Source organism: Xanthomonas sp. 3307 (assembly GCF_014199735.1).
GTDB lineage: Bacteria > Pseudomonadota > Gammaproteobacteria > Xanthomonadales > Xanthomonadaceae > Xanthomonas_A > Xanthomonas_A rydalmerensis.
In genome coordinates this window covers 123650-148687 of sequence record NZ_JACHOG010000006.1, presented here as the reverse complement: position 1 = coordinate 148687, position 25038 = coordinate 123650, and the positions used below count along the sequence as shown (strand labels likewise).

The 25038-nt window shown below is 68.6% G+C and carries 19 protein-coding genes; 11 read left to right on the top strand and 8 right to left on the bottom strand.

All coding sequences use genetic code 11. The features are described from left to right. Window positions 1-15: 15 nt before the first annotated feature. From recF to dnaA, 3 genes are all read right to left on the bottom strand, one after another. Window positions 16-1116, bottom strand: a complete 1101-nt coding sequence (recF, locus tag GGR64_RS15185; RefSeq protein WP_184646896.1) for a DNA replication/repair protein RecF — start codon at window positions 1114-1116, stop codon at window positions 16-18. 471 nt (window positions 1117-1587) lie between these two features. Continuing rightward, complete coding sequence (gene dnaN / locus GGR64_RS15180) at window positions 1588-2688, bottom strand: DNA polymerase III subunit beta (protein WP_184448832.1); 1101 nt, start codon at window positions 2686-2688, stop codon at window positions 1588-1590. A 277-nt stretch (window positions 2689-2965) separates the two neighbouring features. After that, on the bottom strand, window positions 2966-4306 hold the full coding sequence (gene dnaA / locus GGR64_RS15175) for a chromosomal replication initiator protein DnaA (protein ID WP_184646894.1): 1341 nt from the start codon (window positions 4304-4306) through the stop codon (window positions 2966-2968). A 261-nt stretch (window positions 4307-4567) separates the two neighbouring features. On the opposite strand from dnaA, the gene rpmH reads away from it, so the two are divergent. From rpmH to mnmE, 5 genes are all read left to right on the top strand, one after another. Continuing rightward, window positions 4568-4708: a 50S ribosomal protein L34 gene (gene rpmH / locus GGR64_RS15170; protein ID WP_003469983.1), complete on the top strand. Its 141-nt coding sequence runs from the start codon at window positions 4568-4570 to the stop codon at window positions 4706-4708. Between the two features lie 38 nt (window positions 4709-4746). Further along, window positions 4747-5184, top strand: a complete 438-nt coding sequence (rnpA, locus tag GGR64_RS15165) for a ribonuclease P protein component (RefSeq protein WP_184646892.1) — start codon at window positions 4747-4749, stop codon at window positions 5182-5184. Window positions 5185-5202: 18 nt separating this feature from the next. Continuing rightward, window positions 5203-6936, top strand: a complete 1734-nt coding sequence (gene yidC / locus GGR64_RS15160; RefSeq protein ID WP_184646890.1) for a membrane protein insertase YidC — start codon at window positions 5203-5205, stop codon at window positions 6934-6936. A 132-nt stretch (window positions 6937-7068) separates the two neighbouring features. Further along, window positions 7069-9777, top strand: a complete 2709-nt coding sequence (locus GGR64_RS15155) for a tetratricopeptide repeat protein (RefSeq protein WP_260303042.1) — start codon at window positions 7069-7071, stop codon at window positions 9775-9777. A 31-nt stretch (window positions 9778-9808) separates the two neighbouring features. Beyond that, window positions 9809-11152 carry a tRNA uridine-5-carboxymethylaminomethyl(34) synthesis GTPase MnmE gene (gene mnmE, locus GGR64_RS15150; RefSeq protein WP_184646886.1) on the top strand — a complete coding sequence of 448 codons (1344 nt, stop codon included), beginning with the start codon at window positions 9809-9811 and terminating at the stop codon, window positions 11150-11152. A 33-nt stretch (window positions 11153-11185) separates the two neighbouring features. Here the strand turns inward: mnmE and GGR64_RS15145 are convergent, their stop codons facing one another. Further along, the gene (locus GGR64_RS15145) at window positions 11186-12091 is read right to left on the bottom strand and encodes an NAD(P)H-binding protein (protein ID WP_184646884.1); all 906 of its coding nucleotides are present in this window, start codon (window positions 12089-12091) and stop codon (window positions 11186-11188) included. Between the two features lie 134 nt (window positions 12092-12225). On the opposite strand from GGR64_RS15145, the gene GGR64_RS15140 reads away from it, so the two are divergent. Then, complete coding sequence (locus tag GGR64_RS15140) at window positions 12226-12678, top strand: helix-turn-helix domain-containing protein (RefSeq protein ID WP_184646882.1); 453 nt, start codon at window positions 12226-12228, stop codon at window positions 12676-12678. Between the two features lie 239 nt (window positions 12679-12917). Here the strand turns inward: GGR64_RS15140 and GGR64_RS15135 are convergent, their stop codons facing one another. After that, the gene (locus GGR64_RS15135) at window positions 12918-13760 is read right to left on the bottom strand and encodes an ATP-binding cassette domain-containing protein (RefSeq protein ID WP_184646880.1); all 843 of its coding nucleotides are present in this window, start codon (window positions 13758-13760) and stop codon (window positions 12918-12920) included. Between the two features lie 135 nt (window positions 13761-13895). On the opposite strand from GGR64_RS15135, the gene GGR64_RS15130 reads away from it, so the two are divergent. The 4 genes from GGR64_RS15130 (at window position 13896) to GGR64_RS15115 (ending at window position 18417) form a co-directional block, all read left to right on the top strand. After that, window positions 13896-15092: a fatty acid desaturase gene (locus tag GGR64_RS15130; RefSeq protein WP_160967147.1), complete on the top strand. Its 1197-nt coding sequence runs from the start codon at window positions 13896-13898 to the stop codon at window positions 15090-15092. Window positions 15093-15151: 59 nt separating this feature from the next. After that, on the top strand, window positions 15152-15496 hold the full coding sequence (locus tag GGR64_RS15125) for an EF-hand domain-containing protein (protein WP_260303034.1): 345 nt from the start codon (window positions 15152-15154) through the stop codon (window positions 15494-15496). Window positions 15497-15634: 138 nt separating this feature from the next. Then, on the top strand, window positions 15635-16447 hold the full coding sequence (gene mutM / locus GGR64_RS15120) for a bifunctional DNA-formamidopyrimidine glycosylase/DNA-(apurinic or apyrimidinic site) lyase (RefSeq protein WP_184646876.1): 813 nt from the start codon (window positions 15635-15637) through the stop codon (window positions 16445-16447). A gap of 365 nt (window positions 16448-16812) precedes the next feature. Then, window positions 16813-18417, top strand: a complete 1605-nt coding sequence (locus GGR64_RS15115; protein ID WP_184646874.1) for a glucan biosynthesis protein D — start codon at window positions 16813-16815, stop codon at window positions 18415-18417. Between the two features lie 228 nt (window positions 18418-18645). Here the strand turns inward: GGR64_RS15115 and GGR64_RS15110 are convergent, their stop codons facing one another. Then, window positions 18646-19407, bottom strand: coding sequence for a sel1 repeat family protein (locus GGR64_RS15110; RefSeq protein WP_160967142.1), 762 nt, complete (start codon window positions 19405-19407; stop codon window positions 18646-18648). 167 nt (window positions 19408-19574) lie between these two features. Continuing rightward, window positions 19575-20195, bottom strand: a complete 621-nt coding sequence (locus GGR64_RS15105; RefSeq protein ID WP_184646872.1) for a thymidine kinase — start codon at window positions 20193-20195, stop codon at window positions 19575-19577. Window positions 20196-20327: 132 nt separating this feature from the next. Between GGR64_RS15105 and rep the strand changes: the two genes are divergently transcribed. After that, window positions 20328-22304 carry a DNA helicase Rep gene (gene rep, locus GGR64_RS15100; RefSeq protein ID WP_160967138.1) on the top strand — a complete coding sequence of 659 codons (1977 nt, stop codon included), beginning with the start codon at window positions 20328-20330 and terminating at the stop codon, window positions 22302-22304. A 543-nt stretch (window positions 22305-22847) separates the two neighbouring features. On the opposite strand, the gene glyS is transcribed toward rep, so the two are convergent. After that, entirely contained in the window at window positions 22848-25019 is a 2172-nt protein-coding gene (glyS, locus tag GGR64_RS15095) for a glycine--tRNA ligase subunit beta (protein ID WP_184646870.1), read from the bottom strand. Window positions 25020-25038: the final 19 nt, after the last annotated feature.

Below are 25038 nucleotides of genomic sequence, written 5' to 3'. Positions count from 1 at the left end.
TGCCCCCATGGCGGCCTATGAGGGAACCAGGATTTGTCCATGTTCCACGTGGAACCGCGCAATCGGCAGGCCGGCATCGGCCAGCGCCTGCGGGGTTTCGGTGGCGGTGACGAAGACCTGGGCGGGTCCGGCCCGCAGACGCTCCAGCACACGCCCCTGGTGGTGCCGGTCCAGTTCCGAAGCCAGATCGTCCAGGGCGATCACCGGCCATTCGCCGCGTTGCGCGGCATAGTCCTCGGCCTGCGCCAGCAGGCAGGCCAGCGCGGTGAGCTTGGCCTGGCCGCGGGAGAGGGCGTCGCGACCGGGGATCTCGGCGAAGCTCAGACTCCAGTCGGCGCGGTGCGGGCCGGCCGAGGTGTAGCCGAGCTGCCGGTCGCGCTCGCGGTTGAGCAGCAGGGCATCGGCAAGCGAGACGTCCTGGCGGCGCCAGCCGGGCGCGAACTGCAGATGTGCGATGCCCAGCGTCGGCGCCAGTTCAGGGGCGAGGGCGAGCAGGCGCTGCAGCAGCCGGTCCAGGTAGTCCTGGCGGCGCGAGGTCAGTGGCTCGCCCGACTCGGCCAGTTCGTGGTCCCAGGCGTCGAGCGCCGCGCCGCTGCCGCCGCTCTTTAGCAGGGCGTTGCGCTGCTTGAGCGCTCGCGCGTAGCGCCGCCACAGCGACAGGAAGTCAGGTTCCACGTGGAACAAGCCCCAATCGACGAAGCGGCGCCGCGGCTCGCCCCCCCCGCTGACCAGCAGATGGCTGCCCGGCTCGAAGGTGACCACCGCCAGCGCTGCGCACAACGTGCCGAGGTGGGCGATGTCCTGGCCGTCGAGGCGGCCACGCCACTCCTGACCGCTGTGGCGCAGTCCGGCGCGGCGCCGACGTGTCGCACCGGCCTCGCCCGCCTGCTCCTGCCATTCGACGAAGACGTCCAGCGCTTCCTGGCCTCGGCTGACCAGTCCGTCGCGCACCCGGCCGCGGAAGCTCCGCCCATAGGCCATCAGGTGCATCGCCTCGAGAACCGTGGTCTTGCCGGCGCCGTTGTCGCCGGTGATCAGGTTCAGCCCGGGCGCAGGCGCCAGTTCGAGCGTCGCGAACCTGCGCAGATGGTGAAAGTCGAGGCGGGAGACGTGCATGCGGGAAAGGAGGCGAAAGCGCTCGCGCCGGGCGCACGCAGATCGGGATCAGGGGGAGGGCGGCAGCATACCCAAAACGGCTGGTTGGCGTTGTGCAGCCGGTGCGCCGGGCACCAGCTCGCAGTGCGATGGACCGGAATGCTTCGTGCTGACGCCGGAGACTTGTCGGCCGAGCTGCGGAAGGGAGATCGAGCAGGGCGCAATTGGAGCAGGCGAAAACGTCGCTATTCGATCTGTTTGCCGGCGGACCGACAAAGGAGCGTATCTCCAATGTCGGCGCAGTTGTGGTCCTAAGCTCACGCAGCTAGGCGTAGCAGCGCCTCCGTACGTGCCGCCACGATGGGGCCGCGCGTCAGGTTGCGTCGATGTGTGACCTCGGCGCTTGGACCCATCCGTCCACAGAAAAAGAAAACCCGGCACAAGGCCGGGTCGCTTTCCGCGCGTGTTCCACGTGGAACACGAAGCGAAACGTCAGAGACGCAGCGGCATCACCACGTGACGCGAGCGGGCACTGCTGGCTTCGCGCACCAGCGCGGACGAGTTGGCGTCGCGCAGCTGGATCACCACGAACTCCTCGCGCAGCGCGGACAGCGCATCGAGCAGGTAGTTCACGTTGAAGCCGATCGCCAGGTCACTGACCTTGGTGTCGGCTTCGACTTCTTCCTGCGCTTCTTCCTGTTCCGGGTTATGCGCGCTGATCTTCAGCTGGCCCGGCGAGACTTCCACGCGCACGCCGCGGTACTTCTCGTTGGACAGGATCGCCGCACGCTGCAGCGCCGCGCGCAGGATCTCGCGATCCAGCTTGACCTCGCGGTCGGCACCGATCGGGATCACCGCTTCGTAATCGGGGAAGCGGCCGTCGATCAGCTTGGAGGTGAACGTGACATCGTCGCGCTTGACCCGTACGTGCGCGCGGCCGACTTCCAGCTCGACTTCGCGCTCGCCGCCTTCCAGCAGGCGCTGCAGTTCGGTCACGCCCTTGCGCGGCACGATGATCTGGCGCTTGGCGCCGCCGGCGTTCTCCAGTTCGGTCTCGCACAGCGCCAGGCGATGGCCATCTGTGGCCACACAGCGCAGGGTCTGGTTGTGCAGGTCGAACAGCAGGCCGTTGAGGTAGTAGCGCACGTCCTGCTGCGCCATCGCGAACGCGGTGCGCTCGATCAGTTCCTTCAACGCCGCTTCCGGCACCACCACCCGCTCGGTGGCTTCCACTTCGTCGACCGACGGGAAGTCGTTGGCAGGCAACGTGGCCAGGGTGAAGCGGCTACGCCCGGCCTGCACGGTGATCTTGTCGCCGGATTGGGACACGGTGACCTTGCTGCCGTCGGGGAGCGCCCGGACGATCTCGAACAGCTTGCGCGCCGGAATCGTGGTTTCGCCGTCCTGGGCATCGTCGACCGCAATGCGCGAGACCATTTCCACTTCCAGATCGGTACCGGTCAGCGACAGCTGCCCGCCGTGCACCTGCACCAGGAAGTTGGCCAGAACCGGCAAGGTCTGGCGGCGTTCGACCACATTGACGACTTGCGCCAATGGCTTGAGGAAGGCTTCGCGCTGCAGTGTGAAACGCATGTGGTTCCGTGCCCCTATGCTTTAAAAGATGTGGAATAAATCAAAAGCTTGGTGGTGATGGTAGAGCGAAATTCGGTGCAAATGTAGCTCAAACCACTGAATACAAAAGATTTTTCACGCCCTCAATCCCGTGTACTACTGCCCCGGAACTGGTGGGGAAACCTGTGGATAGTTTTGCCGTCGCCGCCGCGTCGCGCTTTATCCACAGTTTCTCCCGGATTTGTCGCGAAGTCATGCACCGATTTATCAAGCGGCCCCCCGGTAGTCCCGCCTGGGCTCACTCGCTGAGCTTGCGGATCAGCTTGTCCCAGTCCTCGCGCAACTTGCCGTCGGTCTCCATCAGGTGCTTGATCTGCCGGCAGGCGTGCAGCACGGTGGTGTGGTCGCGCCCGGCGAACGCGTCGCCGATCTCCGGCAGGCTGTGTTCGGTCAGTTCCTTGGTCAGCGCCATCGCCACCTGCCGCGGCCGCGCCAGCGAGCGCGTGCGCCGCTTGGACAGCAGATCCTTGATCTGCAGGCCGTAGTAGTCGGCCACGGTCTTCTGGATGTTGGGGATGCCGATCGCCTGCTGCTGCGCGCGCAGCAGGTCGCGCAGGGTCTCCTGGGCGAACTCGGTGGTGATCGCGCGGCCGGTGAAATTGGCGCGCGCCGCCAGCGTGTTGAGCGCGCCTTCCAGATCGCGCACGTTCGAGCGCATCTTCTTGGCGATCAGGAACGCCACGTCGTCGGGGATCTCCGCGCCGCGCTCGCGCGCCTTGGCCAGCACGATCGCCGCGCGGGTCTCGAAATCGGGCGGATCGATCGCCACCGACAGGCCCCAGGCCAGGCGCGACTTCAGCCGCGGCTCCAGCCCTTCGACCTCGCGCGGATAGCGGTCGCAGGTCAGGATGATCTGCTGGCGGCCATCGAACAACGCGTTGAAGGTGTGGAAGAACTCTTCCTGGGTGCGGTCCTTGCCGGCGAAGAACTGGATGTCGTCGATCAGCAGCGCGTCCACCTGCTGGAACTGGCGCTTGAACTGGTCCATGGTCTTGTCCTGCAGCGCGCGGATCATCGCGCTGAAGAACTGTTCCGAGCGCAGGTACATCACCCGCGCATTCGGATTCTGCTCGCGCATGGCGTTGCCGGCGGCGAACATCAGGTGGGTCTTGCCCAGGCCGGTTCCGCCGTACAGCAGCAGCGGGTTGTGCGCGCGGTCGCCGGGCTTCTGCGCGGCCTGCACCGCCGCGGCCAGGCCGAGCTGGTTGCTGCGCCCTTCGACGAAGTTGGCGAAGGTGTAGTGCGAGTCGAGGTTGCCGGCGAACGGCTCCAGCAACGGCGGCGCCGGCGTGCGTGCGGCCGCGCTCTCGCTGGGCGGTGCGGCAGTCGGTTCCGGCGCGCGCGGGCGCGAACCGACCTGCAACAGCACCTCGCCGCTGCCGGCGAAATAGGTCAGCAGCTCGCGGATGCGCGGCAGGTAGCGCTCGCGCACCTGCTCGACGATGAAGGCGTTCGGGGCGTACAGCACCATGCTGTTGTCATGGCGCTGTTCGGCTTGCAGCGGTTTCAACCAAGTGTGAACGTCCTCGGCTGGAAATTCGGCTTCCAGACGTTCCAGGCAACGGGGCCAAGCATCCATCAGATCTAAATTCGTCGATAGACCGGGCATGAAGGGCGCGCTCGGGCGCGGCGCATTCGGCCGGTGGGAGAGGAAAGCGGATGGATCAGACTACCACCGGCGCGCAGGGTCGGGAATGGTTTTCCCACGGCTATTCACAGATCCATCCACAGGCCGGGTGCTGCCGTCCTCTCCCGCGGTCAATACAGGGAGTTGACCGCGGCGTGAGCGGTCCTATAGAATTTCCGGTTCTTTCCGCCCCATTCAGATCAGAGCGCCCCGATGGCCACCAAGCGCACCTTCCAGCCCAGCAACCTCAAGCGCAAGCGCGACCACGGCTTCCGTGCCCGTATGGCCACCGCCGACGGCCGCAAGATCCTGGCCCGTCGCCGCGCCAAGGGCCGCAAGCGCCTGAGCGCTTGATTGCTTCGCCGCCCCAGGCGGCGCCTGCAATCCGGACCGTGAATCATCCCGACCCGCGTAGGCGATTTCCTCGCTCTGCGCGGGTTCGCACGTCTGCGGAATACCGCGTCGTGTTCGATGCCGCGCGCCGCTGTTCCGAGCCGCTGATGAGCCTGCACTGGCGCAGTGCGCCGCACCCGGCGCGGCTGGGCCTGGCGGTGTCGCGCAAGGTCGACAAGCGCGCAGTCGTGCGCAATCGCATCAAGCGCGTGCTGCGCGAGGCCACGCGGCAGCTGTTGCCGTGGCTGGCGCCCGGCGATTACGTGGTGGTGGCGCGCAGCGCCGCCGCCCAGGCCAGCGGCGACCAACTGCGCCAGGCCTATCTGCGCCTGCTGCGTCGCGCCGGCGCATTGCCGGCCCCGTCCGCGGACGGCACAATGCCGCCGCCCGATCGTCCTTCTTCCCCCACATCCACGTCAGAACCTGCTTCTGGCTGAGCCGAGCTTGCCTGTCCGATGAACCAGACCCGCCTTTTCCTGATTTTCGCCTGGCTGATGGTCGCGGCGCTGTTGTGGATGGAATGGAACAAGGAACACGCGCCGAACGCCAACGCGGCGACGGTCGCGGCGGCGACCACGGTGCCGCCGGCGCAGGACGCCGATGCCGGCGCCACGCATGCGCCGGCCGTTCCGCAGGCCACGGTGCCCGGCACCGCGCCGGCCAGCACCACGCCCGAGACCGCCGCCGCCAGCGCCGCGCCGCGGGTCACCGTCACCACCGACGTGCTGCGCCTGACCCTGGATGGCCGCAGCGTGTTCGACGCCGACCTGCTGCTGTTCCCGCAGACCAAGCAGCCCGGCAGCCCGCCGGTGCAGCTGCTGACCGAGGATGCGGCGCATCCGTACACCGCCACCAGCGGCTGGGTCGGCGAGCGCAATTCGCCGTCGCCGGGCCCGGGCGGTTTCCGTCCCGAGCAGCCGGGCAAGGACTACGTGCTGGCCAAGGGCCAGGACAGCCTGCAGGTGCCGTTCGTGTGGAACGGCCCGGACGGCGTCACGATCCGTCGCATCTACACCCTGCAGCGCGGCCACTACGCCGTGCAGGTGCGCGACGAGGTCGTCAACCACGGCAGCAAGCCCTGGCAGGGCTACGTGTTCCGCAAGCTGAGCCGGGTGCCGACCATCGTCAGCCGCGGCATGACCAATCCGGATTCCTTCAGCTTCAACGGCGCCACCTGGTTCAGCCCGGCTGATGGCTACCAGCGTCGTGCGTTCAAGGACTACCTGGAAGACGGCCCGCTCAACCAGACCATCTCCGGTGGCTGGATCGCGCTGCTGCAGCACCACTTCTTCACCGGCTGGATTCCGCAGGCCGACCAGCAGGCGCTGTACGTGCTGTCCAACGACGGCCCGCGGCATGTGATCGAAGCACGCGGCCCGGGCTTCACCGTGGCGCCGGGTGCCAGCGCCAGCACCGAGGCGCGGCTGTGGGTCGGCCCGAAGCTGGTCAGCCAGATCGCCAAGGAGAACGTGCGCGGCCTCGACCGCGTGGTCGACTACAGCCGTTTCTCGCTGATGGCGCTGCTGGGCCAGGGCCTGTTCTGGATCCTCAGCCACCTGCACAACCTGCTCGGCAACTGGGGCTGGTCGATCGTCGGTCTGGTGGTGCTGCTGAAGCTGATGCTGTATCCGCTGTCGGCCGCGCAGTACAAGAGCATGGCCAAGATGCGCAAGTTCCAGCCGCGCATCCAGCAACTCAAGGAGCGCTACGGCGACGACAAGCAGAAGTTCCAGACGGCGATGATGGAGCTGTACAAGAAGGAGAAGATCAACCCGATGGGCGGCTGCCTGCCGGTGCTGATCCAGATGCCGATCTTCTTCGCGCTGTACTGGGTGCTGGTGGAGTCGGTGGAACTGCGCCAGGCGCCGTGGTTCGCCTGGATCCAGGACCTGACCGCGCGCGATCCTTACTTCATCCTGCCGGTGATCAACGTGGCGGTGATGTGGCTGACGCAGAAGCTGACGCCGTCGCCGGGCATGGATCCGGTGCAGGCCAAGATGATGCAGTTCATGCCGCTGGTGTTCGGTGTGATGATGGCCTTCGTGCCGTCCGGCCTGGTGCTGTACTGGGTCACCAACGGTTCGCTGGGTCTGCTGCAGCAGTGGTGGATGACCAAGCGCCACGGCGAACCGGCGACCGCCGGCGGTGGTGGCGGTAGCGGCAAGCCACCGGTCAAGACGAAGAAGTAAACACGACAACGCCCGCCTTCCGGCGGGCGTTGCGCATGCGGCCGGGGAAGGCGCCGGCACATGCGTTTTCCGCATCGCCTTGCTCGCGAGTCCGTGGTCATGCGCAAGCGCCGTCGTCCGTTGTCGCCGTCCATGGCCGTGATCGGCCTGCTCGCGTTGGCCCTGGCCGCCTGCCAGCGCCCGCCTGCGAGTAGCGAGGCCACTGCCGCCAAGCCCGCGGCGCCCGCCCCGACGATCGCGATCCCCGGCTCGCCGGCGTTGCAGTCCCAGGCGACGGCGCTGCTGCAGGGCCTGCAGGCGCAGCTGGCGGCGCAGCGCAAGATCATCGTGTTGCTGGCCGACGAGGCCAAGCAGTCGCCGGCCGACCGGCAAACCTCCAGCAGCGTCGGCCAGCAGCTGTTCCACGAGGGGCTGGAGCGCCGCGAGGCGCTGGCCAAGCAGTTCGATGCGCTGCTGGCGCTGCCGGACCCGCAGCGCTTCGCCGCGGTCGGCAGCTTGCTGGACTACGTCGAATCGGCACCAGACCTGTACGACGCCGACCGCCTGGCGTTCCGCGAGGTCCTCGCCGACTGGCAGCTGCGCATCGGCAAGGACTCCTCGCTGCCGGCGATCAAGCTGCACCAGCGCATCGGCGAGGACCTGGAAGCGCTCGACGAGATCGAGCGCACCTACAACCGCGAGATCACCGCGATCTTCAGCCGCTTCGACCGCACCCGCGCGATCGTGCAGAAGCGCGAGAAGTGGGAGGACTACGTCGCCCACCTCGGCACGCTGTACACGCGCGAGGCGATCCTGCGCGACTACGGCGTGATCACCCCGTACCCGATGTCGATGAAGGACAGCGACCGCGAGGTGTTCGGCCGCGACCTGCCGCCCAAGACCGTGGTGCTGAGTTTCGACGACGGCCCGCATCGCGAGTACACCGACGAGATCGTGGCCATCCTCAAGCGCTACGACGTGCCGGCCACGTTCTTCGAGGTTGGCCGCAACCTGGGCAAGCTCGAAGCGGACGGCAAGGTCGATCTGTCGCCGCTGGCCAGCGTCAGCCGCAGCCTGATGGAGCAGGGCTACACCGTCGGCAACCACAGCCTGACCCACGCGCAACTGTCCAAGGAAACCGGGGCCGCGCTGCGCAGCCAGATCCTCGACACCGACCGCATGCTGCGCGCGGTCGACGCCAAGCGTGCGCCGCTGTTCCGCTTCCCCTACGGCGCGCGCAACGCCGAGGGCATGCAGATCCTCGGCGAGGCCGGCCTGAAGTCGGTGATGTGGAATGTGGATTCGCTGGACTGGGCCGACCCGGTGCCGGAGTCGATCGTGCAGCGCGTGCTCGAGCAGGTCGGCCGCGAGCAGCGCGGCATCCTGCTGTTCCACGACATCCACGAACGCACGGTCAAGGCACTGCCGCAGATCCTGGACCGGCTCAGCGCCGACGGCTACCAGTTCGCCGCCTGGAACGGGCGCGACTTCAGCGTGGCGCGCGCGGCCAGCAACGCCGCCGCACCGGCGGTGACCAGCGGCTACGACAAGTCCTGGGCCATCGTGATCGGCATCGACGACTACGCGCACTGGCCCAAGCTGCAGTACGCGGCCAACGACGCGCAGGCCATCGCGCAGACGCTGACCGGCAGCTTCGGTTTCCCGTCGTCGCAGGTGATCGTGCTGAAGAACCAGGAGGCCACCCGCAACAACATCCTGGCCGCCTTCCATGACCGCCTGGCGCATGGCGGCGTCGGCAAGAACGACCGCGTGTTCGTGTTCTTCGCCGGCCATGGCGCAACGCGCAAGCTGGCCTCCGGACGCGACCTCGGCTACATCGTGCCCGCCGACTCGGATCCGGCGCAGTTCGCCACCGACGCGATTCCGATGACCGAGATCCAGGACATCGCCGAGAGCCTGGAAGCCAAGCACGTGCTGTTCGTGATGGACGCGTGCTACAGCGGCCTGGGCCTGACCCGCGGCGGTGGCACCAGCGCCTACCTGCGCGAAAACGCGCGGCGCATCGCCCGGCAGATGCTCACCGCCGGCGGCGCCGACCAGCAGGTCGCCGACAGCGGCCCCAACGGCCACTCGGTGTTCACCTGGGTGCTGCTGCAGGCACTGTCGGGCAAAGCCGACCTCAACGGCGATGGCCTGATCACCGGCACCGAACTGGCCGCCTACGTGGCGCCGGCGGTGTCGAGCATCTCGCAGCAGACGCCTGCGTTCGGCAGCCTGCCCGGTTCGCAGGGCGGCGAGTTCGTGCTGCAGGTGCCGGAAGGCGAAGAGTTCCTCACCGCCAGCACGCAGCAACTGTCCTCGGCCGCGATCGCGATGAACGATCGCGTCGATGCGGCCGCGCCGGCGTCGACCGCGACGCCGAACGCCAGCACCAGCAGCGCCGCCGCGCCGGCCGCCCCGTCCAAGCCGGCAGTGGTGGTCAAGGACCTGCAGGGCGGCGAACGGCCGCTGGCGGTGCCGGTGGCGGCCGGTCCAGTGTCCGATCGGCAGCGTGCGCAGCGCGCCAACGACCGCGGCCTGCAGCTGTACAAGGAGAAGCGCTACGACGAGGCCGAAGCGCAGTTCACCGAGGCGCTGAAGCTGCGCCCGGACTTCGCGCTGGCGGCCAACAATCTCGGCTTCATCTACTATCGCCAGGGCAAGTTCGCGCAGGCCGTGCGCTGGCTGGAGAACACGCTGAAGATCGATCCCTCGCGCGCGGTGGCCTACATCAACTTGGGCGACGCCTACCGCCAGTTGGGCGATGCGACCAAGGCCAAGCGCGCCTTCGAGACCTACCTGGAACTGCAACCCAACGGCGCGTCGGCGGCTTACGTGCGCGGCCAGTTGCAGACGCTGTAATCCACCGCGCTATCGACCTGCTGCCTCCGCCATGCCGTCTCCCGCCATCGACACCATCGCCGCCATCGCCACCGCTCCTGGTGCGGGCGGTGTCGGCGTGGTCCGCGTGTCCGGTCCGGCGGCCGCGGTCATCGCCGATGGGCTTGGCCTGGGCGCCTTGATGCCACGCAGCGCGCGCTACGCGCGCTTTCGCGACGCGCACGGCGAGATCGTGGACGACGGCATCGCGCTGTGGTTTCCGGGGCCGCGCAGCTTCACCGGCGAGGACGTGCTGGAACTGCAGGCGCACGGCAGCCCGGTGCTGCTGCGGCACCTGGTGGCGCGCTGCTGCGAACTCGGCGCGCGGCCAGCGCGCCCAGGCGAGTTCAGCGAGCGCGCCTTCCTCAACCGCAAGCTCGACCTGGCCCAGGCCGAGGCGATCGCCGACCTGATCGCCGCCGGCGACCTGCGTGCGGCACGCGCGGCACGCCGTTCGCTGGACGGGGTGTTCTCGCGTCGCGTCGACGAGCTGGCCGAACAGCTGATCCGCCTGCGTATCCACATCGAGGCGGCGATCGATTTCGCCGACGAGGCGCTGGACACGCTGGGCGGCGAGCAGGTCCGCGCCGGCCTGGCGCAGGCGCGCGCGGACCTGGCGCAACTGCGTGCCGACGCCGAACGCGGCCGGCGCCTGCGCGATGGCCTGCACGCGGTGCTGGTCGGCCCGCCGAACGCAGGCAAGAGTTCCCTGCTCAACGCGCTGGCCGGCAGCGATCGCGCCATCGTCACCGACATCGCCGGCACGACCCGCGACACCTTGCACGAGACCGTGCGCCTGGACGGCGTGGAACTGACCCTGGTCGACACCGCCGGCCTGCGCGAGGGTGGCGATGCGATCGAGCGCGAGGGCATGCGCCGCGCGCGCCAGGAACTGCAGCGCGCCGACCTGGCGCTGATCGTGCTCGATGCGCGCGAGGCCGAGGCCGGCCATGCGGCGATCGCCGACGCCATCGCCGACGTGCCGCAGCGCCTGTGGATCCACAACAAGAGCGACCTGCTCGCCATCGTGCCCGTGGCCAGCGCCGAGCGCGTCTATGTCTCCGCCGCGACCGGGAGCGGCCTGGAGCAACTGCATGCGCAGCTGCGTGCGATCGCCGGCGCCGCGGCCGGCGAGGGCAGCGACGGCGAGTTCTCCGCGCGCGCCCGCCACGTCGATGCGCTGCAGCGTGCCGCGACTCATGCCGATGCGGCGACGGCCGAACTGCAGCACGAACGCCTGGAACTGGCCGCCGAGGAACTGCGCCTGGCCCATGCCGCGCTCGGCGAGATCGTCGGCACGCTCAGCGCCGACGACCTGCTCGGGCGAATCTTCTCCAGCTTCTGCATCGGAAAGTAGCGCGCACCTGCGTGCGCGCGCCGCCGAATTCGCTTACGGCTTCAACGCCGCCAATTGCGTCCGCTGGTCCTGCAGCCACTGTTCGAACGGCAGCGGCGCCTGCCCGGTCAGCGCCTGGTAGTCGCCGGTGACGGTGGCGACGCGACCGGCGGCGGTGTTGGTGTCGAACGAGGCATAGATGCGTGCGACCGGCTCGGGCAGGCCGGCGCCGACCATGCCCTGCACCAGGCCCTCGACCGGTACCGGCACCACCTGGATCTGCACGTCCAGCACCTGCGCGACCAGCGCGGCGATGTCGGCGGTGGTGTAGGCGCGCGCACCGCTGAGGGTGAGCGTGCGCTTGCCGTCGCCGCTGGCCAGGGCGACCGCGGCGGCGCGGGCCAGGTCGTCGCGGGCGATGTGGGCGATGCCGCCGTCGCCGGCCGCGCTGTACCAGTGGCCCGAGGCCAGCACCGGCGGCAGGCTCATGAACAGGTTCTCGAAGTACCAGTGGTTGCGCAGTACGGTCCAGGCGGGCAGGGCGCTGGCGGCCAGGCTGTCCTCGGTGCCGGCGTGATCGGCAGCCAGCAGCAGCGGCGAGTCGTGCGGTTCCGGGCACGACGTGTAGACCAGGTGGCCGACGCCGGCGCGTTCGGCGGCGGCGATCGCGGCCTGGTGCTGCTGCAGGCGGTGGCCGGGGCGGTCGAGCGCGTCGGTGCTGATCAGCAACACGCGGCCGGCGCCACGGAACGCGGTGTCGAGCGAGGTGGCGTCGTCGAAATCGCCGTGGCGCACGTCCACGCCGCGCGCGGCCCAGGCGGCCAGGCGTTCGGGCTGGCGGGTCATCGCCACGACCCGCGACGGCGCCACCTGGAGGGTGTCGAGCAGGTGCGCGAGCACGCGCTGGCCGAACTGGCCGCCAGCGCCGGTGACGAGCAGGGAATCGGAAGATGCGGACATGACAGGTCTCCTGAGGAAAGGGAGGCGTCGCAGGACGCCATGGCCTGGAAAAGGAACCTGGTCTATCCTAGAGACCTTGGCCGGGCTGTAAAGACGGCACTTTTTCCGCCCCTGATTACCTCGAGGTAACCACCATGGATCGCGTCTTGCCGTCGGTCGCCGCCGTCGACGGATTGATGAGCCAGCAACTGCAGGACCACCAGCGCGCCGGCATGGCCATCGACCAGTGCCCGGTGCGCGACGTGCTGGCGCAGATCGGCGACAAGTGGAGCACTCTGTTCGTGATGCTGCTGGCCGAACGCCCGCACCGCTTCGGCGAACTGCGCCGCGCGGTGCCGGACATCTCCCAGCGCATGCTCACTCAGACCCTGCGCGACCTGCAGCGCGAAGGGCTGGTCGCCCGCGAGGTGCTGCCGACGGTGCCGCCTGGGGTGGAGTATCGGCTCACCCCGCTAGGGCATTCGCTGAGCGTGGTACTGGCGCCGTTGGTGCGTTGGGCCGCCGATCACCATGCGCAGATCCGCGGCGCGCGCGCCGCGTTCGAAGCAGACGCACCGGCGCGAGGATCGAGCGCGGCGTTTGCCTGAGCGCATTCGGCACGGTTACCGGAACTCCCGATGACGGTGGACGTCCCGCGTGTGGAAGCGGCTTCGGGGCGGCTCTAACCAACGACGAAAGGTCATCTGCAGGGGCGGCTTCAGCCGCGACGGGCATTCCCGGTAACGCCTGTCGCGGCTGAAGCGGCTCCTACAGACATTCCCGCATCACCTGCGACATTGCGCAGACCGCAAGCCCGCGGCCCCGAGGGTTCGTGGGCTTGCGCGGATCAGCCCTCCGCGACCACGCGCGCGCTGTAACTGTCGCCATCGCGCTGCACCCGCACCGGTCCGCCGAACACCGCCGACAGCGGCGCATCGGCCAGCAGTTCCTCGCGCGTGCCGTCGGCGTACACCTGGCCCTCGCGCAGCAGGATCACCCGCGCGATCTCCGGCACGATCTCCTCGATGTGGTGGGTGACCAGCACCAGGGTGATGCCCTGGCGGGCGAGGTCGCGCATCGTCGCCAGCAGGTGCTCGCGTGCGATCAGATCCAGGCCGGTGCTGGGTTCGTCCAGCAGCAGCGCCTGCGGCCGGTTGACCAGGGCGCGCGCGATCAGCACGCGGCGGGTCTCGCCGGCGGACAGCTCGGCGTAGGCGCGCCGCAATAGCGGCAGCGCGTGCGCGGCCTGCAACGCCTCGCGCGCCCGTGCCCGCATCGCGTCGGTGACTTCGCGGTGCGGCGGCACCACATAGCTGGCGAAGAATCCCGACAGTATCGCGCTCTCCACGTCCAGCCCGGGCATGTCGGCGAGATTGACGCTGAGGTCGCCGCTGACGATGCCCAACTGGCTGCGCAGCCGATCCACCTGCCAGCGGCTCTGGCCGAGCACCCGCACCGCCGGTTCCTCGCCGGCGCGGGCCAGCGGGTACAGCTCGCGGGTGATCAGTTTGATGAACGAGGATTTGCCGCAGCCGTTCGGGCCGAGGATGGCGGTGTGTTGGCCGAGCGCGATGCGCAGGCTCAGCGCGTGCAGCACGCGGACCTGGCCGCGGATCACGCTGGCGCGGTCCAGTTCGATCAACGGCGCGGCCGCTGGCACGGGGGTTGCTTGGGAAGAGGCGGCTGACATGTAACCGACACCGTTCTGTGATCGGAAGCGCTTGGCGGCTGAATACCATACGCGAGCGCCGGGTGAAGTTTGCCCGCACAACCCCCATCATGTCGTCATCCCCTCACGCCGTCTTACGCTCTGGAGCTTCTGGCAATGTTCGACGCGATCCTCGACTTCCTTGGCAACGGCCTGCTCGGCGTCGGCTGGTGGGGCATGCTCGCCGTGCTGCTGCTGTTCACCCAGCTCACCATCTTCGCGGTGACCTTGTACCTGCACCGCAGCCAGGCGCATCGCGGCGTGGATTTCCATCCGCTGCTGTCGCACTTCTTCCGCTTCTGGACCTGGTTCACCACCTCGATGATCACCAAGGAGTGGGTGGCGATCCATCGCAAGCACCACGCCAAGGTCGAGACCGAGGAAGACCCGCACAGCCCGCAGACCAAGGGCATCGCCCGCGTGTTCTGGCGCGGCGTGGAGCTGTACCGCGAAGCGCGCACCCAGCGCGGCGACATCGAGCAGTACGGCAAGGGCGCGCCGGACGACTGGATCGAGCGGCACCTGTACACCCCGTACGCCAACCTGGGGCCGGTGGCGCTGTTCGCGTTCAACTTCGCGCTGTTCGGCCTGCCCGGCATCGCCTTGTGGGCGCTGCAGATGGCGTGGATCCCGTTCTGGGCCGCCGGCGTGATCAATGGCCTGGGCCACTGGTGGGGCTACCGCAACTTCGAGTCCGCCGACACCTCGACCAATCTGACCCCGTGGGCGCTGTGGATCGGCGGCGAAGAGCTGCACAACAACCACCATGCCTTCCCGAGCTCGGCGCGCTTCTCGATGCGTCGCTGGGAACTGGACATCGGCTGGATCGCGATCCGCGCACTGGCTGCCTTGCGCTTGGCCAAGATCCTGCGCGTCGCGCCGACCCTGGACGTGCGCCCGAACATCGCCGTGCCCGATGCCGACACCCTGCGTGCGCTGCTGTCGCATCGCTTCCAGGCGATGACCGACTACCAGCGCAACGTGTTCACCCCCGCGCTGAAGGAAGAAGCGGCGCAGGCCGGCGCCAAGTTGCGCAAGCTGCTGCCGCGGCGCCTGCGCAAGGGCCTGGTCGACGACGGCCGCTGGCTCAAGCCCGACGCCCGCGAACAACTGCAGCATTGGGTGGCGCAGCGCCCACGCATGCGCACGTTGGTCGAGCACCGCGCGCGCCTGGCGGCCCTGCTGGAAGCCCGCACCCACGACGCCAGCGAACGCCTCAAGCACCTGCAGGCCTGGTGCCACGACGCCGAAGCCAGCGGCATCGCCGCGCTGCAGGCATACGCGGCGCGACTGAAGGGCTACGCCCTGGCATGAGCCGCGGCGTACCACGCAGCCGGTCGCACGAACGCCGCCTCGCGCGGCGTTCGTCGTTGATGGCCGGGCTGACGCTGAGCATCGCCTGCAGCCTGTTCGCCGGCGGCATGGTCAACGCCCAAGCGCAGGCCATCGACAGCACCGCCAGCTACCTGCAGCGCATGGATCGCGACGGCGACGGCCGCGTCAGCCTGGACGAATACCTGGCCTGGATGAGCTACGCCTTCGATGCGCGCGACCTCGACCACGACGGCGTGCTCAGCCCCGCCGAACTGCCCGGCGGCCGCGGCCCGCCGATCACCCGCGCACAACACATCGCCACCCTGACCGCCCGTTTCCGCAAGCAGGACACCAACGGCGATGGCTACCTGAGCGCGCGGGAGCTGGCGGCGCCGCCGCAGTGAGCACGGTCGTGTCGCCACACGCGCTGTGCGTTCCGTCGCGCAGCGCGCGGAGTGTCTGCTCAACAATCCCTAGCTTCAGCAGAAGCGCACCTCGCGCCCGCTAAGCTTGTCCATCTACCTGCGACATTCGACGAACCCATGCCCGAACTCCCCGAAGTCGAAACCACCCGGCGCGGCCTGGAGCCGCATCTGTCGGGGCGGCGCATCCATGGGGTGATCCTGCGGCGGCCGGATCTGCGCTGGCCCATTCCGCCGGAGGTGGCGGAGCAACTGCCGGGGCAGCGCATCGACGGCATTCGCCGGCGTGCCAAGTATCTGTTGCTGGATACCGCGGTCGGCAGTGCGCTGCTGCATCTGGGCATGTCCGGCAGCCTGCGCGTGCTGCCCGGCGACACGCCACCGCGGGCGCACGACCACGTCGACATCAGCCTGGAAGACGGCCGCGTGCTGCGCTTCAACGACCCGCGCCGGTTCGGCTGCCTGCTGTGGCAGGCGCCGGGCGAGACCCATCCCTTGCTCGCCGAACTGGGGCCGGAGCCGCTGTCGGATGCGTTCGACGGCGATCATCTGTTCCGGCTCAGCCGCGGCCGCACCGCGCCGGTGAAGACCTTCCTGATGGATCAGCGCATCGTGGTCGGGGTGGGCAACATCTACGCCGCCGAGAGCCTGTTCCAGGCCGGCATCAGTCCGCTGCGCGAAGCCGGCGAGGTCTCGCGTGCCCGCTATGCGCGCCTTGCCGAGGCCGCCAAGGCGATCCTGGGCTATGCGATCCAGCGCGGCGGCACCACCCTGCGCGATTTCATCAGCCCGGACGGGGCGCCGGGCTACTTCGAGCAGGAACTGTCGGTCTATGGCCGCGAGGGCGAGGCCTGCAAGCGCTGCGGGCGCACGCTGCGCCACGCCAGCATCGGTCAGCGCGCCAGCGTCTGGTGCGGCCACTGCCAGCGCTGAGCGATGAGCCTGACGCAGGCGGTTCGGCGCCTGCGGTGCACCTCCAACAACGCGGTTTTGTGGCGGCGCAGCGAGCCATGCCGTCGCGACCGTGAGGGCGACTTCGGCCGCGACATACATTCGCGTTAACGCGTCGGCTCAAGCGCCTCTATCAGTGGCTTTCTCGCGTTAGTAGACGCTCCTCTAGACGCCTTGCCCGCTCGCGCGTCGCCGCCGCCGATGCGGTTGGGTGGGAAAGTTATGTCGCCAGCAGCAGTGCGCCGGCTCCGGCGCGTCTGCGCCTGGGATGCATCCGGTGAGCCCATCACCGCCGCCTTCGGCGCCGCTTGTCTATCATGGGCATCCTCTTTCGTTTCGGTCCGGCCATGCAACGACGCGATTTCCTCAAGAACGCCGCCGCCGCCTTCGCCGCCATGGGCTTGCCGGCGATGCCGATGCTCGGCCAGGCCGCTCCTGCGGTGGGCCTGCGCCGCCTGGGCAAGCCGCAACCGTTCGACTACGCCTGGCTCAAGGGCCACGCGCGGGCCATGGCCGATGCGCCATACCAGAGCCACAAGCGGGTGCTGCCGGCGCCGGTGGAGGCGTTGACCTGGGACCAGTACCAGTCGATCCGCTACCGCCAGGACCACGCGCTGTGGGCGGCCGACCAAGGCCCGAAGTTCCAGGCCAAGTTCTTCCACCTGGGGCTGTACTTCAAGACGCCGGTGCACATGTTCGATCTGGTCGACGGGCAGGCGCAGGAACTGGCCTACGACAGCGCGGCGTTCGACTACGGCAGCAGCGGGCTGAAGGGCGCGCACCTGCCCAAGGAACTGGGCTTCGCCGGTTTCCGCCTCAACACTAAGCAGGACACCGAGCGCGACTTCGCCGCGTTCCTCGGCGCCAGCTACTTCCGCGCGGTGGGCAAGGAGGGCCAGTACGGGCAGTCGGCGCGCGGGCTGGCGATCGACACCGGTACCGGCGGCCCGGAGGAATTCCCGGACTTCATCGCCTACTGGCTCGAGCAGCCCAAGGCCGGGTCGGACACGGTGGTGGTGTACGCGCTGCTGGATTCGCCCAGCGTGGCCGGCGCCTACCGCTTCGCGATCACCAACGGCGACGTGCTGCTGATGGACATCGACAGCGCGCTGTATCCGCGCAAGACCATCGAGCGCCTGGGCCTGGGCCCGTGCACCAGCATGTACCAGGTCGGCGAGAACGACCGCCGCATGGATTGGGACTGGCGCCCGGAGATCCACGACACCGATGGCCTGGCGATGTGGACCGGCGGCGGCGAGTGGATCTGGCGGCCGCTGTGCAATCCGCCGCACCTGCGCTTCAACATGTTCGTCGACGACAACCCGCGCGGCTTCGGCCTGCTGCAGCGCGACCGCAACTTCGATCACTACCAGGACGACGGCGTGTTCTACGAGAAGCGCCCGTGCCTGTGGGTGGAGCCGAAGCAGGGTTGGGGCAAGGGTTCGGTGCAACTGGTGGAGATTCCCACCGTCGACGAGACCTTCGACAACATCGTCGCGTTCTGGAATCCGCAGGACAAGCCGCAGCCGGGCCAGGAGCTGTTGTTCGGCTACCGCCTGTACTGGGGCGCGCAGCCGCCGGCGTCCTCGCCGCTGGCGCATTGCGTGGCCACCCGCACCGGCCTGGGCGGCGTGGTCGGGCAGAAGCGTCATTACTTCTCCTGGCGCTTCGCGGTGGATTTCGCCGGTGGCGAACTGGCCAAGCTGGGCAAGGAGAAGGACGCCAAGGTCGAGGTGGTGCTGCAGCTCAACCGTGGTCGCACCGAAATCGTCTCGGCCCGGCCGCTGCATGAGATTGCCGGCTACCGCGCGATGTTCGACGTGGTGCCGCCGGACGACGGCAGCGAGCAGATCGACATCCGCCTGTACCTGCGCAGCGGCGAGCGCCCGCTGACCGAGACCTGGCTGTACCAGTGGACGCCGCCGCCGGTGGCCGAGCGCAAGTTGTACTGAGGAGGCGCGCGCACGTAGTGCCGATGCTTGGCATCGGCGCGTGGACGTTCATCCCGGGAGGCGCGGCGATGCGATGTCGTCGCGCTTCGCTCGTCGGGACTGAAGTCCCTCCCACAAGGGGGATTGCACTCGGTCGAGAGAAACGCGCAGCCGCGCCTGCAAAGCAGGGCGATACACCGAACGCCTCCCGTGGGAGGGACCTCAGTCCCGACGCTGTCCGCCTCGCACTCAGTGCTTGGCCGGTTCCTGCGGCGGCGGCGGCGCGCCTTGCGTGCTGATGTCCTCGACATCGCCGATGTCGACCCGGCCCGGTGTGCGGCCGTCCCACACCTGGTCCTGCAGCTTCCAGTACGCGCTCGGTTCCCAGAACTGCTTGGCGTAGAACACTTCCGGATCGATGCTGCCGCCGCGCGGGCCGTTGATCGACAGCGGGCCGGCCGCGCCGGAGTGGCCGAGCAGGCCGCCGGTGCTGCGCATCGCTTCGCGCCGCAGCACCGCTTCCTGGCGCGGCTTGGCGACCTGGTCGCCGTACTCGGCCAGCATCGACTTGTCGAGCTTGGCCGCGCGCTTGCGCTCGTCCGGCGTCAGCTGATTCCAGTACTCCATCTTGCGCGCGCCGAACTGGTCGTAGCCGCGCTCGGCAGCCAGCGCCATCCACAGGAAGCCCATCGTGTGGTCGGCGGCGCCGCCCTGGCCTTCCCAGTACATCTCGCCCAGCCGTGCCTGCGACGGCTTGTCGGCGTAGCGCGCGGCCAACTGGTACTGCTTCCTGGCCTCGGCGTAGTCGCCCTTCTTGTCGGCGCGGATGCCGGCGCGACGATAGAACAGATCCAGGTGCGCCTCAAGGAAGCCGTCGGTCAGCACCTGCGCCGGGATGTCCTGGAAGGTGTGGTCGCCCGGGGCCGCTGCGGCCTGGCCGGGCAGGGCGAGCAGCAAAGCGCAGGCCAATGCGGTGCCGCTGCCGGCAAAAAATCCTTTCAACGAAAGCATGTTCCTCATCCCATGAGTGAGCGATCGGCGCGATTCTAGGCACGCCGCCCGTGCGTGCTCCATAGACTGATGGCATAGGAACAGAAGCGTGTACGGTACGCGTCAGCCACGGTTCATTGCATGCGGGCGCGACGCACCAGCGCGGTGCGTCAGTGGTGACATCCGGGTTACAGCGGCAGGGCGATCTGCAGCGGATCGATGCGGCCTTCACCGCGCATGATTTTCTTGAACTCGGGGCGGCTGACCGACACGTAGCGCTCGTTGCCGCCGATCTCCACCTGCGGGCCGTCCTGCACCGCATGGCCGTTCTCGTCCACGCGCACGGTCATCGTCGCCTTGCTGCCGGTGTGGCAGATGGTCTTGATCTCCTGCAGTTCGTCGGCCCAGGCCAGCAGGTACTGGCTGCCCTCGAACAGCTCGCCGCGGAAATCGGTGCGCAGGCCGTAGCACAGTACCGGGATGCGCAGCCGGTCGACCACTTCGCTGAGCTGCCAGACCTGCGCGCGGCTGAGGAACTGCGCCTCGTCCACCAGCACGCAATGCAGCGGGCCGTGGCTGGCGATGTCGGCCTCGATGGTGGCCAGCAGATCGGTGTCGGCGCCGAAACCCATGCCGTCGGCGCGCAGGCCGATGCGCGAGGCGACCACGCCGCTGCCGGCGCGGTGGTCCAGCCGCGGCGTCAGGATCGCCGTGCGCATGCCGCGCTCGCGGTAGTTGTGCGCCGACTGCAGCAGCGTGGTGGTCTTGCCGGCGTTCATCGCCGAATAGTAAAAGTACAGTTTCGCCATGCCACAGATTCTAGCGCGGCGGCCGCGCACCCCGGCCGCCAGGCGGATCGCGAACCGGTTCAGCGCCGGCGCGGCGGTGGGGCGTCGGCGCCGGCCGGCGCCCGTTACAATGCGCGGCCAAGGGAAGTCTTCATGCACGGTCTCAATCCTCCCCAACGCGCCGCGGTCCTGCATTGCGAGGGTCCGTTGCTGGTGCTGGCCGGCGCCGGCAGCGGCAAGACCCGCGTGATCGTGGAAAAGATCGCGCATCTGATCGCCAGCGGCCGCTATCCGGCCAAGCGCATCGCCGCCATCACCTTCACCAACAAGTCGGCCAAGGAAATGCGCGAACGCGTGGCCAAGCGCATCCGCAGCGAGGCCGCCGACGGCCTGACCATCTGCACCTTCCACGCCCTGGGGCTGAAGTTCCTGCAGATCGAACACGCCGCGGTGGGGTTGAAGCGCGGCTTCTCGATCTTCGACGCCGACGATGCCGCCGCGCAGATCAAGGACCTGATGCCGGGGGCCAAGCCCGATGCCATCGAGGACGCCAAGAACCTGATCTCGCGCGCCAAGAACGCCGGGCTGTCGCCGGAGCAGGCAATGGCGGCGGCGCGCAGCAACCGCGAGCAGGAAGCGGCCAGCCTGTACGAGCGCTACCAGGCGCGGTTGAGCACCTTCAACGCGGTGGACTTCGACGACCTGATCCGCCTGCCGGTGCAGGTGCTGGAGGAGAACGAGGACATCGTGATGGCCTGGCGCGAACGCATCGGCTACCTGCTGGTGGACGAAAGCCAGGACACCAACGACGCGCAGTACCGGCTGCTGAAGATGCTGGCCGGCCCGCGCGGCAACTTCACCTGCGTGGGCGACGACGACCAGAGCATCTACGCCTGGCGCGGGGCCAACCCGGAAAACCTGATGCAGATGGGCCGCGACTATCCGGCCCTGCAGATCATCAAGCTGGAGCAGAACTACCGCTGCTCAAACCGCGTGCTGCGCGCGGCCAATGCGTTGATCGCGCACAACCCGCACGAGCACCTGAAGACGCTGTGGAGCGACCAGGCCGACGGCGAGCGCATCCGCGTGTGGGAGTGCCGCGACAGCGAGCACGAAGCGGAGAAGGTGGCCGCCGAGATCGCCTACCTGGGCACCGCCAAGCAGGTGCCGTGGAGCGACTTCTGCATCCTGTTCCGCGGCAATTTCCAGTCGCGGCCGCTGGAAAAGGCGTTGCAGATCGCCGGCGTGCCGTACCACATCACCGGCGGCACCGCGTTCCTGGAGCGGCAGGAGGTCAAGGACGTGCTGTCCTGGCTGCGCCTGTTGGTCAATCCCGACGACGACGCGGCGTTCCTGCGTGCGGTGCAGGCACCCAAGCGCGAGGTCGGCGCGACCTCGCTGGCCAAGCTGGCCGAGCTGGCCTCGGCCAAGCACCTGCCGATGTCGCGCGCGGCCGAGTCGGTGGGCGCGCTGCAGCAGTTGCCGCCGCGCGCGGCCAACGGCCTGAGCGACTTCGTCGACATCCTGCATGAATTGCGCGCGGCCTCGACCACGCTGTCCTCGGCCGACGTGGTGCGTCAGCTCGCCGAGCAATCCGGGCTGATCCGCGAACTGCGCCATCAGTGCAAGGACGAAGCGAGTTTCCAGCGCCGCCGCGGCAACCTGGAGGAACTGGCCAAGTGGTTCGAGGGCGGCCCGCGCGGCGCCACCGTCGGCGACCTGGCCGCGCAGCTGGCGCTGCTGTCGCGCAACGACAAGGACGACGGCGGCAACCAGGTGCGGATGATGACCATGCATGCCTCCAAGGGCCTGGAGTTCCGCTACGTGTTCATCGTCGGCTGCGAGGACGGGGTGCTGCCGCACGAGGTCAGCCTGGAAGAGGGCAACCTGCAGGAAGAGCGGCGCCTGCTGTACGTGGGCATCACCCGCGCCAAGGAGCAGCTGTGGATGAGCTACAGCAAGCTCACCCGCAAGTTCGGCGAGCACATCCGGCTCAAGCCCAGCCGCTTTTTCGACGAGATCCCGGCCGAGGAAATGCAGCGCGACGGCGCCGACCCGGTGGCCGATGCGGCGCGCAAGAAGGAGCGCGCCAATGCGGGGCTGGCGGCGATCCAGGCGTTGTTCGATTGAGAGCCGGGATTGGGGAATCGGGATTGGGGATTCGTAACGGCGGTGTTGCGTTGCGCTGCGGTCGCCGCGGTTGGAATGTGCTCCGCGGGTAGGCCACCCTGTTGCCTTCTCCCACTGGGACCACGGCCCCCTTTTCGGGGGAAGGTGCCCCGCAGGGGCGGATGAGGGTACGGGCGAAGCCTCGTGCACTCACACGCTGCGGGTCGCTTCGCGACGTACCCTCACCCCAACCCCTCTCCCGGGGGGAGAGGGGCTTGATTGCGGGCGCTCACACACTGTCCGTTGTGTGCAGAGTTGCGGGCTTCCTGCCAAGCGCGTTCTCCCTGCCGTGGGATTGCTTGTTTCTTTCGTCGCGGCAGAAACACGCGCGGCTCCTGCCGAGGCTTGCGGAGCACATGGTCAACCCACTGTGGGAGGGACTTAAGTCCCGACGCAGTGCGGTGTGCCGAAGCCAGTCGCGCCGCATCGCGGCGGCAGCCATCTCGATGAAACGAGAACGGGCCGCGCTAGGCGGCCCGTCTCTCGTTACGGCGGCGCTGACGCTTACGCCGACAGGTGTTCGATCGCCGCGACGCTGCCGAGGCGGTCGCCCAGGCGCTTGAGCAGGGCCAGGCGGTTGCGGCGCAGCGCCGGATCGTCGGCGTTGACCATCACGCCGTCGAAGAACGCGTCCACCTGCGGACGCAGCCGCGCCAGGAAGTTCAGCACGGTGACGTAGTCGTGCTGGCGCAGCGCGCCGTCCGTTTCCACGATCGCCGCTTCCACCGCCTCGGCCAGCGCGCTTTCGGCCGGCTCGCGCAGCAGGGTCGGGTCGATCTGCCCCGGAATCTCGCCCTCGGCCTTGCGCAGGATGTTGCGGATGCGCTTGTTGGCCGCGGCCAGCGCCTCGGCTTCCGGCAAGGCGGCGAAGGTGCCGATCGCGTCGATGCGGCGGTCGAAGTCGTACAGGGAGGCTGGCTTCAGTTCCGCCACCGCGTTGAACTGCGTCGCCGGCACGCCCTTGTCGGAGTAGTAGCCGCGCAGGCGGTCGAGGATGAAATCGTAAATTTCTTCCGCAAGAGAACCCTTCAGCGAGGCAGATACAGTCACGCCCGACGACGTCTTGATCCCTGCTTTCTTCGCGGCAATAAGCGCTTGAATTTTTTCGCGCGCGCTAACGTCAGCAAGTGCATGTTGCACCTGGATCAGCGCAGAGCCGAGCATCTCTTCCAGATCCACATCAAACCCACTCTCAATCACCGTCCGCGCCAACCCCAGCGCATTGCGCCTTAGCGCGAACGGATCCTTGTTGCCGGTGGGCTTCAAGCCGGCGGCGAACCCACCGGCCAGCGTGTCCAGGCGTTCGGCAATCGCCAGCACCTTGCCCAGCGGCGACAGCGCGATGTCGTCGCCGGCGAAGCGCGGCTGGTAGGCCTCGTCGATCGCCAGGGCGATCTCGCTGGGTTCGCCGGCGGCGACGGCGTAGTGGCGGCCGGCGATACCCTGCAGTTCCGGGAACTCGTTGACCATGCGCGACTGCAGGTCGTTCTTGCTCAGTTCGGCGGCGCGGCGCGCCTGCGCCGGGTCCACGCCGACCTGCGCGGCGATCGCCTCGGCCAGCGCGGCCACGCGCTGCACCTTGTCGGCGATGCTGCCGAGCTTGGCCTGGTAGGTGACGCTGGCCAGGCCGGCGCCCATCGCCTCCAGGCCCTGCTTGAGGTCTTCGTCGAAGAAGAACTTGGCGTCGGCGAAGCGCGGACGGATCACCCGCTCGTAGCCCTTGGCCACTTCGGCGACGTCGCGCGAGACGATGTTGGCGATGCCGATGAAATGCTCGGTGAGTTTGCCGCCGTCATCCAGCACCGGGAAGAATTTCTGGTTGCTCTCCATGGTCTCGATCAGCGCTTCCTGCGGCACCGCCAGGAACGCCGGCTCGAACTTGCACAGCACCGCCGACGGCCATTCGACCAGGTTCACCACCTGCTCCAGGTTGTCCTCGGCGATGCGCGCGCTGCCGCCGGCCTCGCGCGCTGCCTGTTCGACCTCGGCGACGATGCGCGCGCGGCGCACGTCCGGGTCTACCAGCACCTGCGCGGCCTGCAGCGCGGCCACGTAGTCGCCCGGCTGCGCCAGCGGCACCGGCGCGTCGTGCAGGAAGCGGTGGCCGCGGCTGTCGCGGCCGGCTTCCACGCCGAACAGCGGCATCGGCACCACCTCGCTGCCGAACAGCAGCACCAGCCACTGCACCGGCCGCGCGAAGCCGTAGTCGTGATCGCCCCAGCGCATCGGCTTGGGGATCGGCATCGCCGCGATCGCCTCGCGCAGGATCTCTGGCAGCAGCGTCGCGGTGCGCGCACCCGGGTTCACCGCACGGTGCACGAAGCGCTCGCCCTTGGCGTCGCTGGCGCGCTCCAGCGCGGTCCAGTCGATCCCGGCCTTGGCGGCGAAGCCCTGCAGCGCCTTGGTCGGCTGGCCATCCGCGTCCAGCGCGATGTTGACGTAGGGGCCGAGCACTTCCGCGCGCTGCTCCGGTTGCTCGACGGCCACGCCCGGCAGCAGCACCGCCAGCCGGCGCGGCGTGGACAGCGGCTTGGCGTCGCCGCGCTCGACTGCGATGCCGCGCTTCTCCAGCCCGGCGATCACGCCGTCGAACAGCGCCTGGGCCAGGCCCGGCAATGCCTTGACCGGCAGTTCCTCGGTGCCCAGTTCGATCAGCAGGGGAAGGTGTTCGCTCATGTGTCAGACCTTGCTTAGC

Bases quoted from the DNA above. Each gene is read 5' to 3' on its own strand.
- rep (WP_160967138.1), top strand. From the start codon at position 20,328: ATGCACGGTCTCAATCCTCCCCAACGCGCCGCGGTCCTGCATTGCGAG.
- GGR64_RS15105 (WP_184646872.1), bottom strand. From the start codon at position 20,195: ATGGCGAAACTGTACTTTTACTATTCGGCGATGAACGCCGGCAAGACC.
- mutM (WP_184646876.1), top strand. From the start codon at position 15,635: ATGCCCGAACTCCCCGAAGTCGAAACCACCCGGCGCGGCCTGGAGCCG.
- GGR64_RS15140 (WP_184646882.1), top strand. From the start codon at position 12,226: ATGGATCGCGTCTTGCCGTCGGTCGCCGCCGTCGACGGATTGATGAGC.
- rpmH (WP_003469983.1), top strand. From the start codon at position 4,568: ATGGCCACCAAGCGCACCTTCCAGCCCAGCAACCTCAAGCGCAAGCGC.
- GGR64_RS15125 (WP_260303034.1), top strand. From the start codon at position 15,152: ATGGCCGGGCTGACGCTGAGCATCGCCTGCAGCCTGTTCGCCGGCGGC.
- GGR64_RS15145 (WP_184646884.1), bottom strand. From the start codon at position 12,091: ATGTCCGCATCTTCCGATTCCCTGCTCGTCACCGGCGCTGGCGGCCAG.
- dnaN (WP_184448832.1), bottom strand. From the start codon at position 2,688: ATGCGTTTCACACTGCAGCGCGAAGCCTTCCTCAAGCCATTGGCGCAA.
- GGR64_RS15155 (WP_260303042.1), top strand. From the start codon at position 7,069: ATGGCCGTGATCGGCCTGCTCGCGTTGGCCCTGGCCGCCTGCCAGCGC.
- glyS (WP_184646870.1), bottom strand. From the start codon at position 25,019: ATGAGCGAACACCTTCCCCTGCTGATCGAACTGGGCACCGAGGAACTG.
- recF (WP_184646896.1), bottom strand. From the start codon at position 1,116: ATGCACGTCTCCCGCCTCGACTTTCACCATCTGCGCAGGTTCGCGACG.
- GGR64_RS15135 (WP_184646880.1), bottom strand. From the start codon at position 13,760: ATGTCAGCCGCCTCTTCCCAAGCAACCCCCGTGCCAGCGGCCGCGCCG.
- GGR64_RS15115 (WP_184646874.1), top strand. From the start codon at position 16,813: ATGCAACGACGCGATTTCCTCAAGAACGCCGCCGCCGCCTTCGCCGCC.
- GGR64_RS15110 (WP_160967142.1), bottom strand. From the start codon at position 19,407: ATGCTTTCGTTGAAAGGATTTTTTGCCGGCAGCGGCACCGCATTGGCC.
- yidC (WP_184646890.1), top strand. From the start codon at position 5,203: ATGAACCAGACCCGCCTTTTCCTGATTTTCGCCTGGCTGATGGTCGCG.
- mnmE (WP_184646886.1), top strand. From the start codon at position 9,809: ATGCCGTCTCCCGCCATCGACACCATCGCCGCCATCGCCACCGCTCCT.
- GGR64_RS15130 (WP_160967147.1), top strand. From the start codon at position 13,896: ATGTTCGACGCGATCCTCGACTTCCTTGGCAACGGCCTGCTCGGCGTC.
- dnaA (WP_184646894.1), bottom strand. From the start codon at position 4,306: ATGGATGCTTGGCCCCGTTGCCTGGAACGTCTGGAAGCCGAATTTCCA.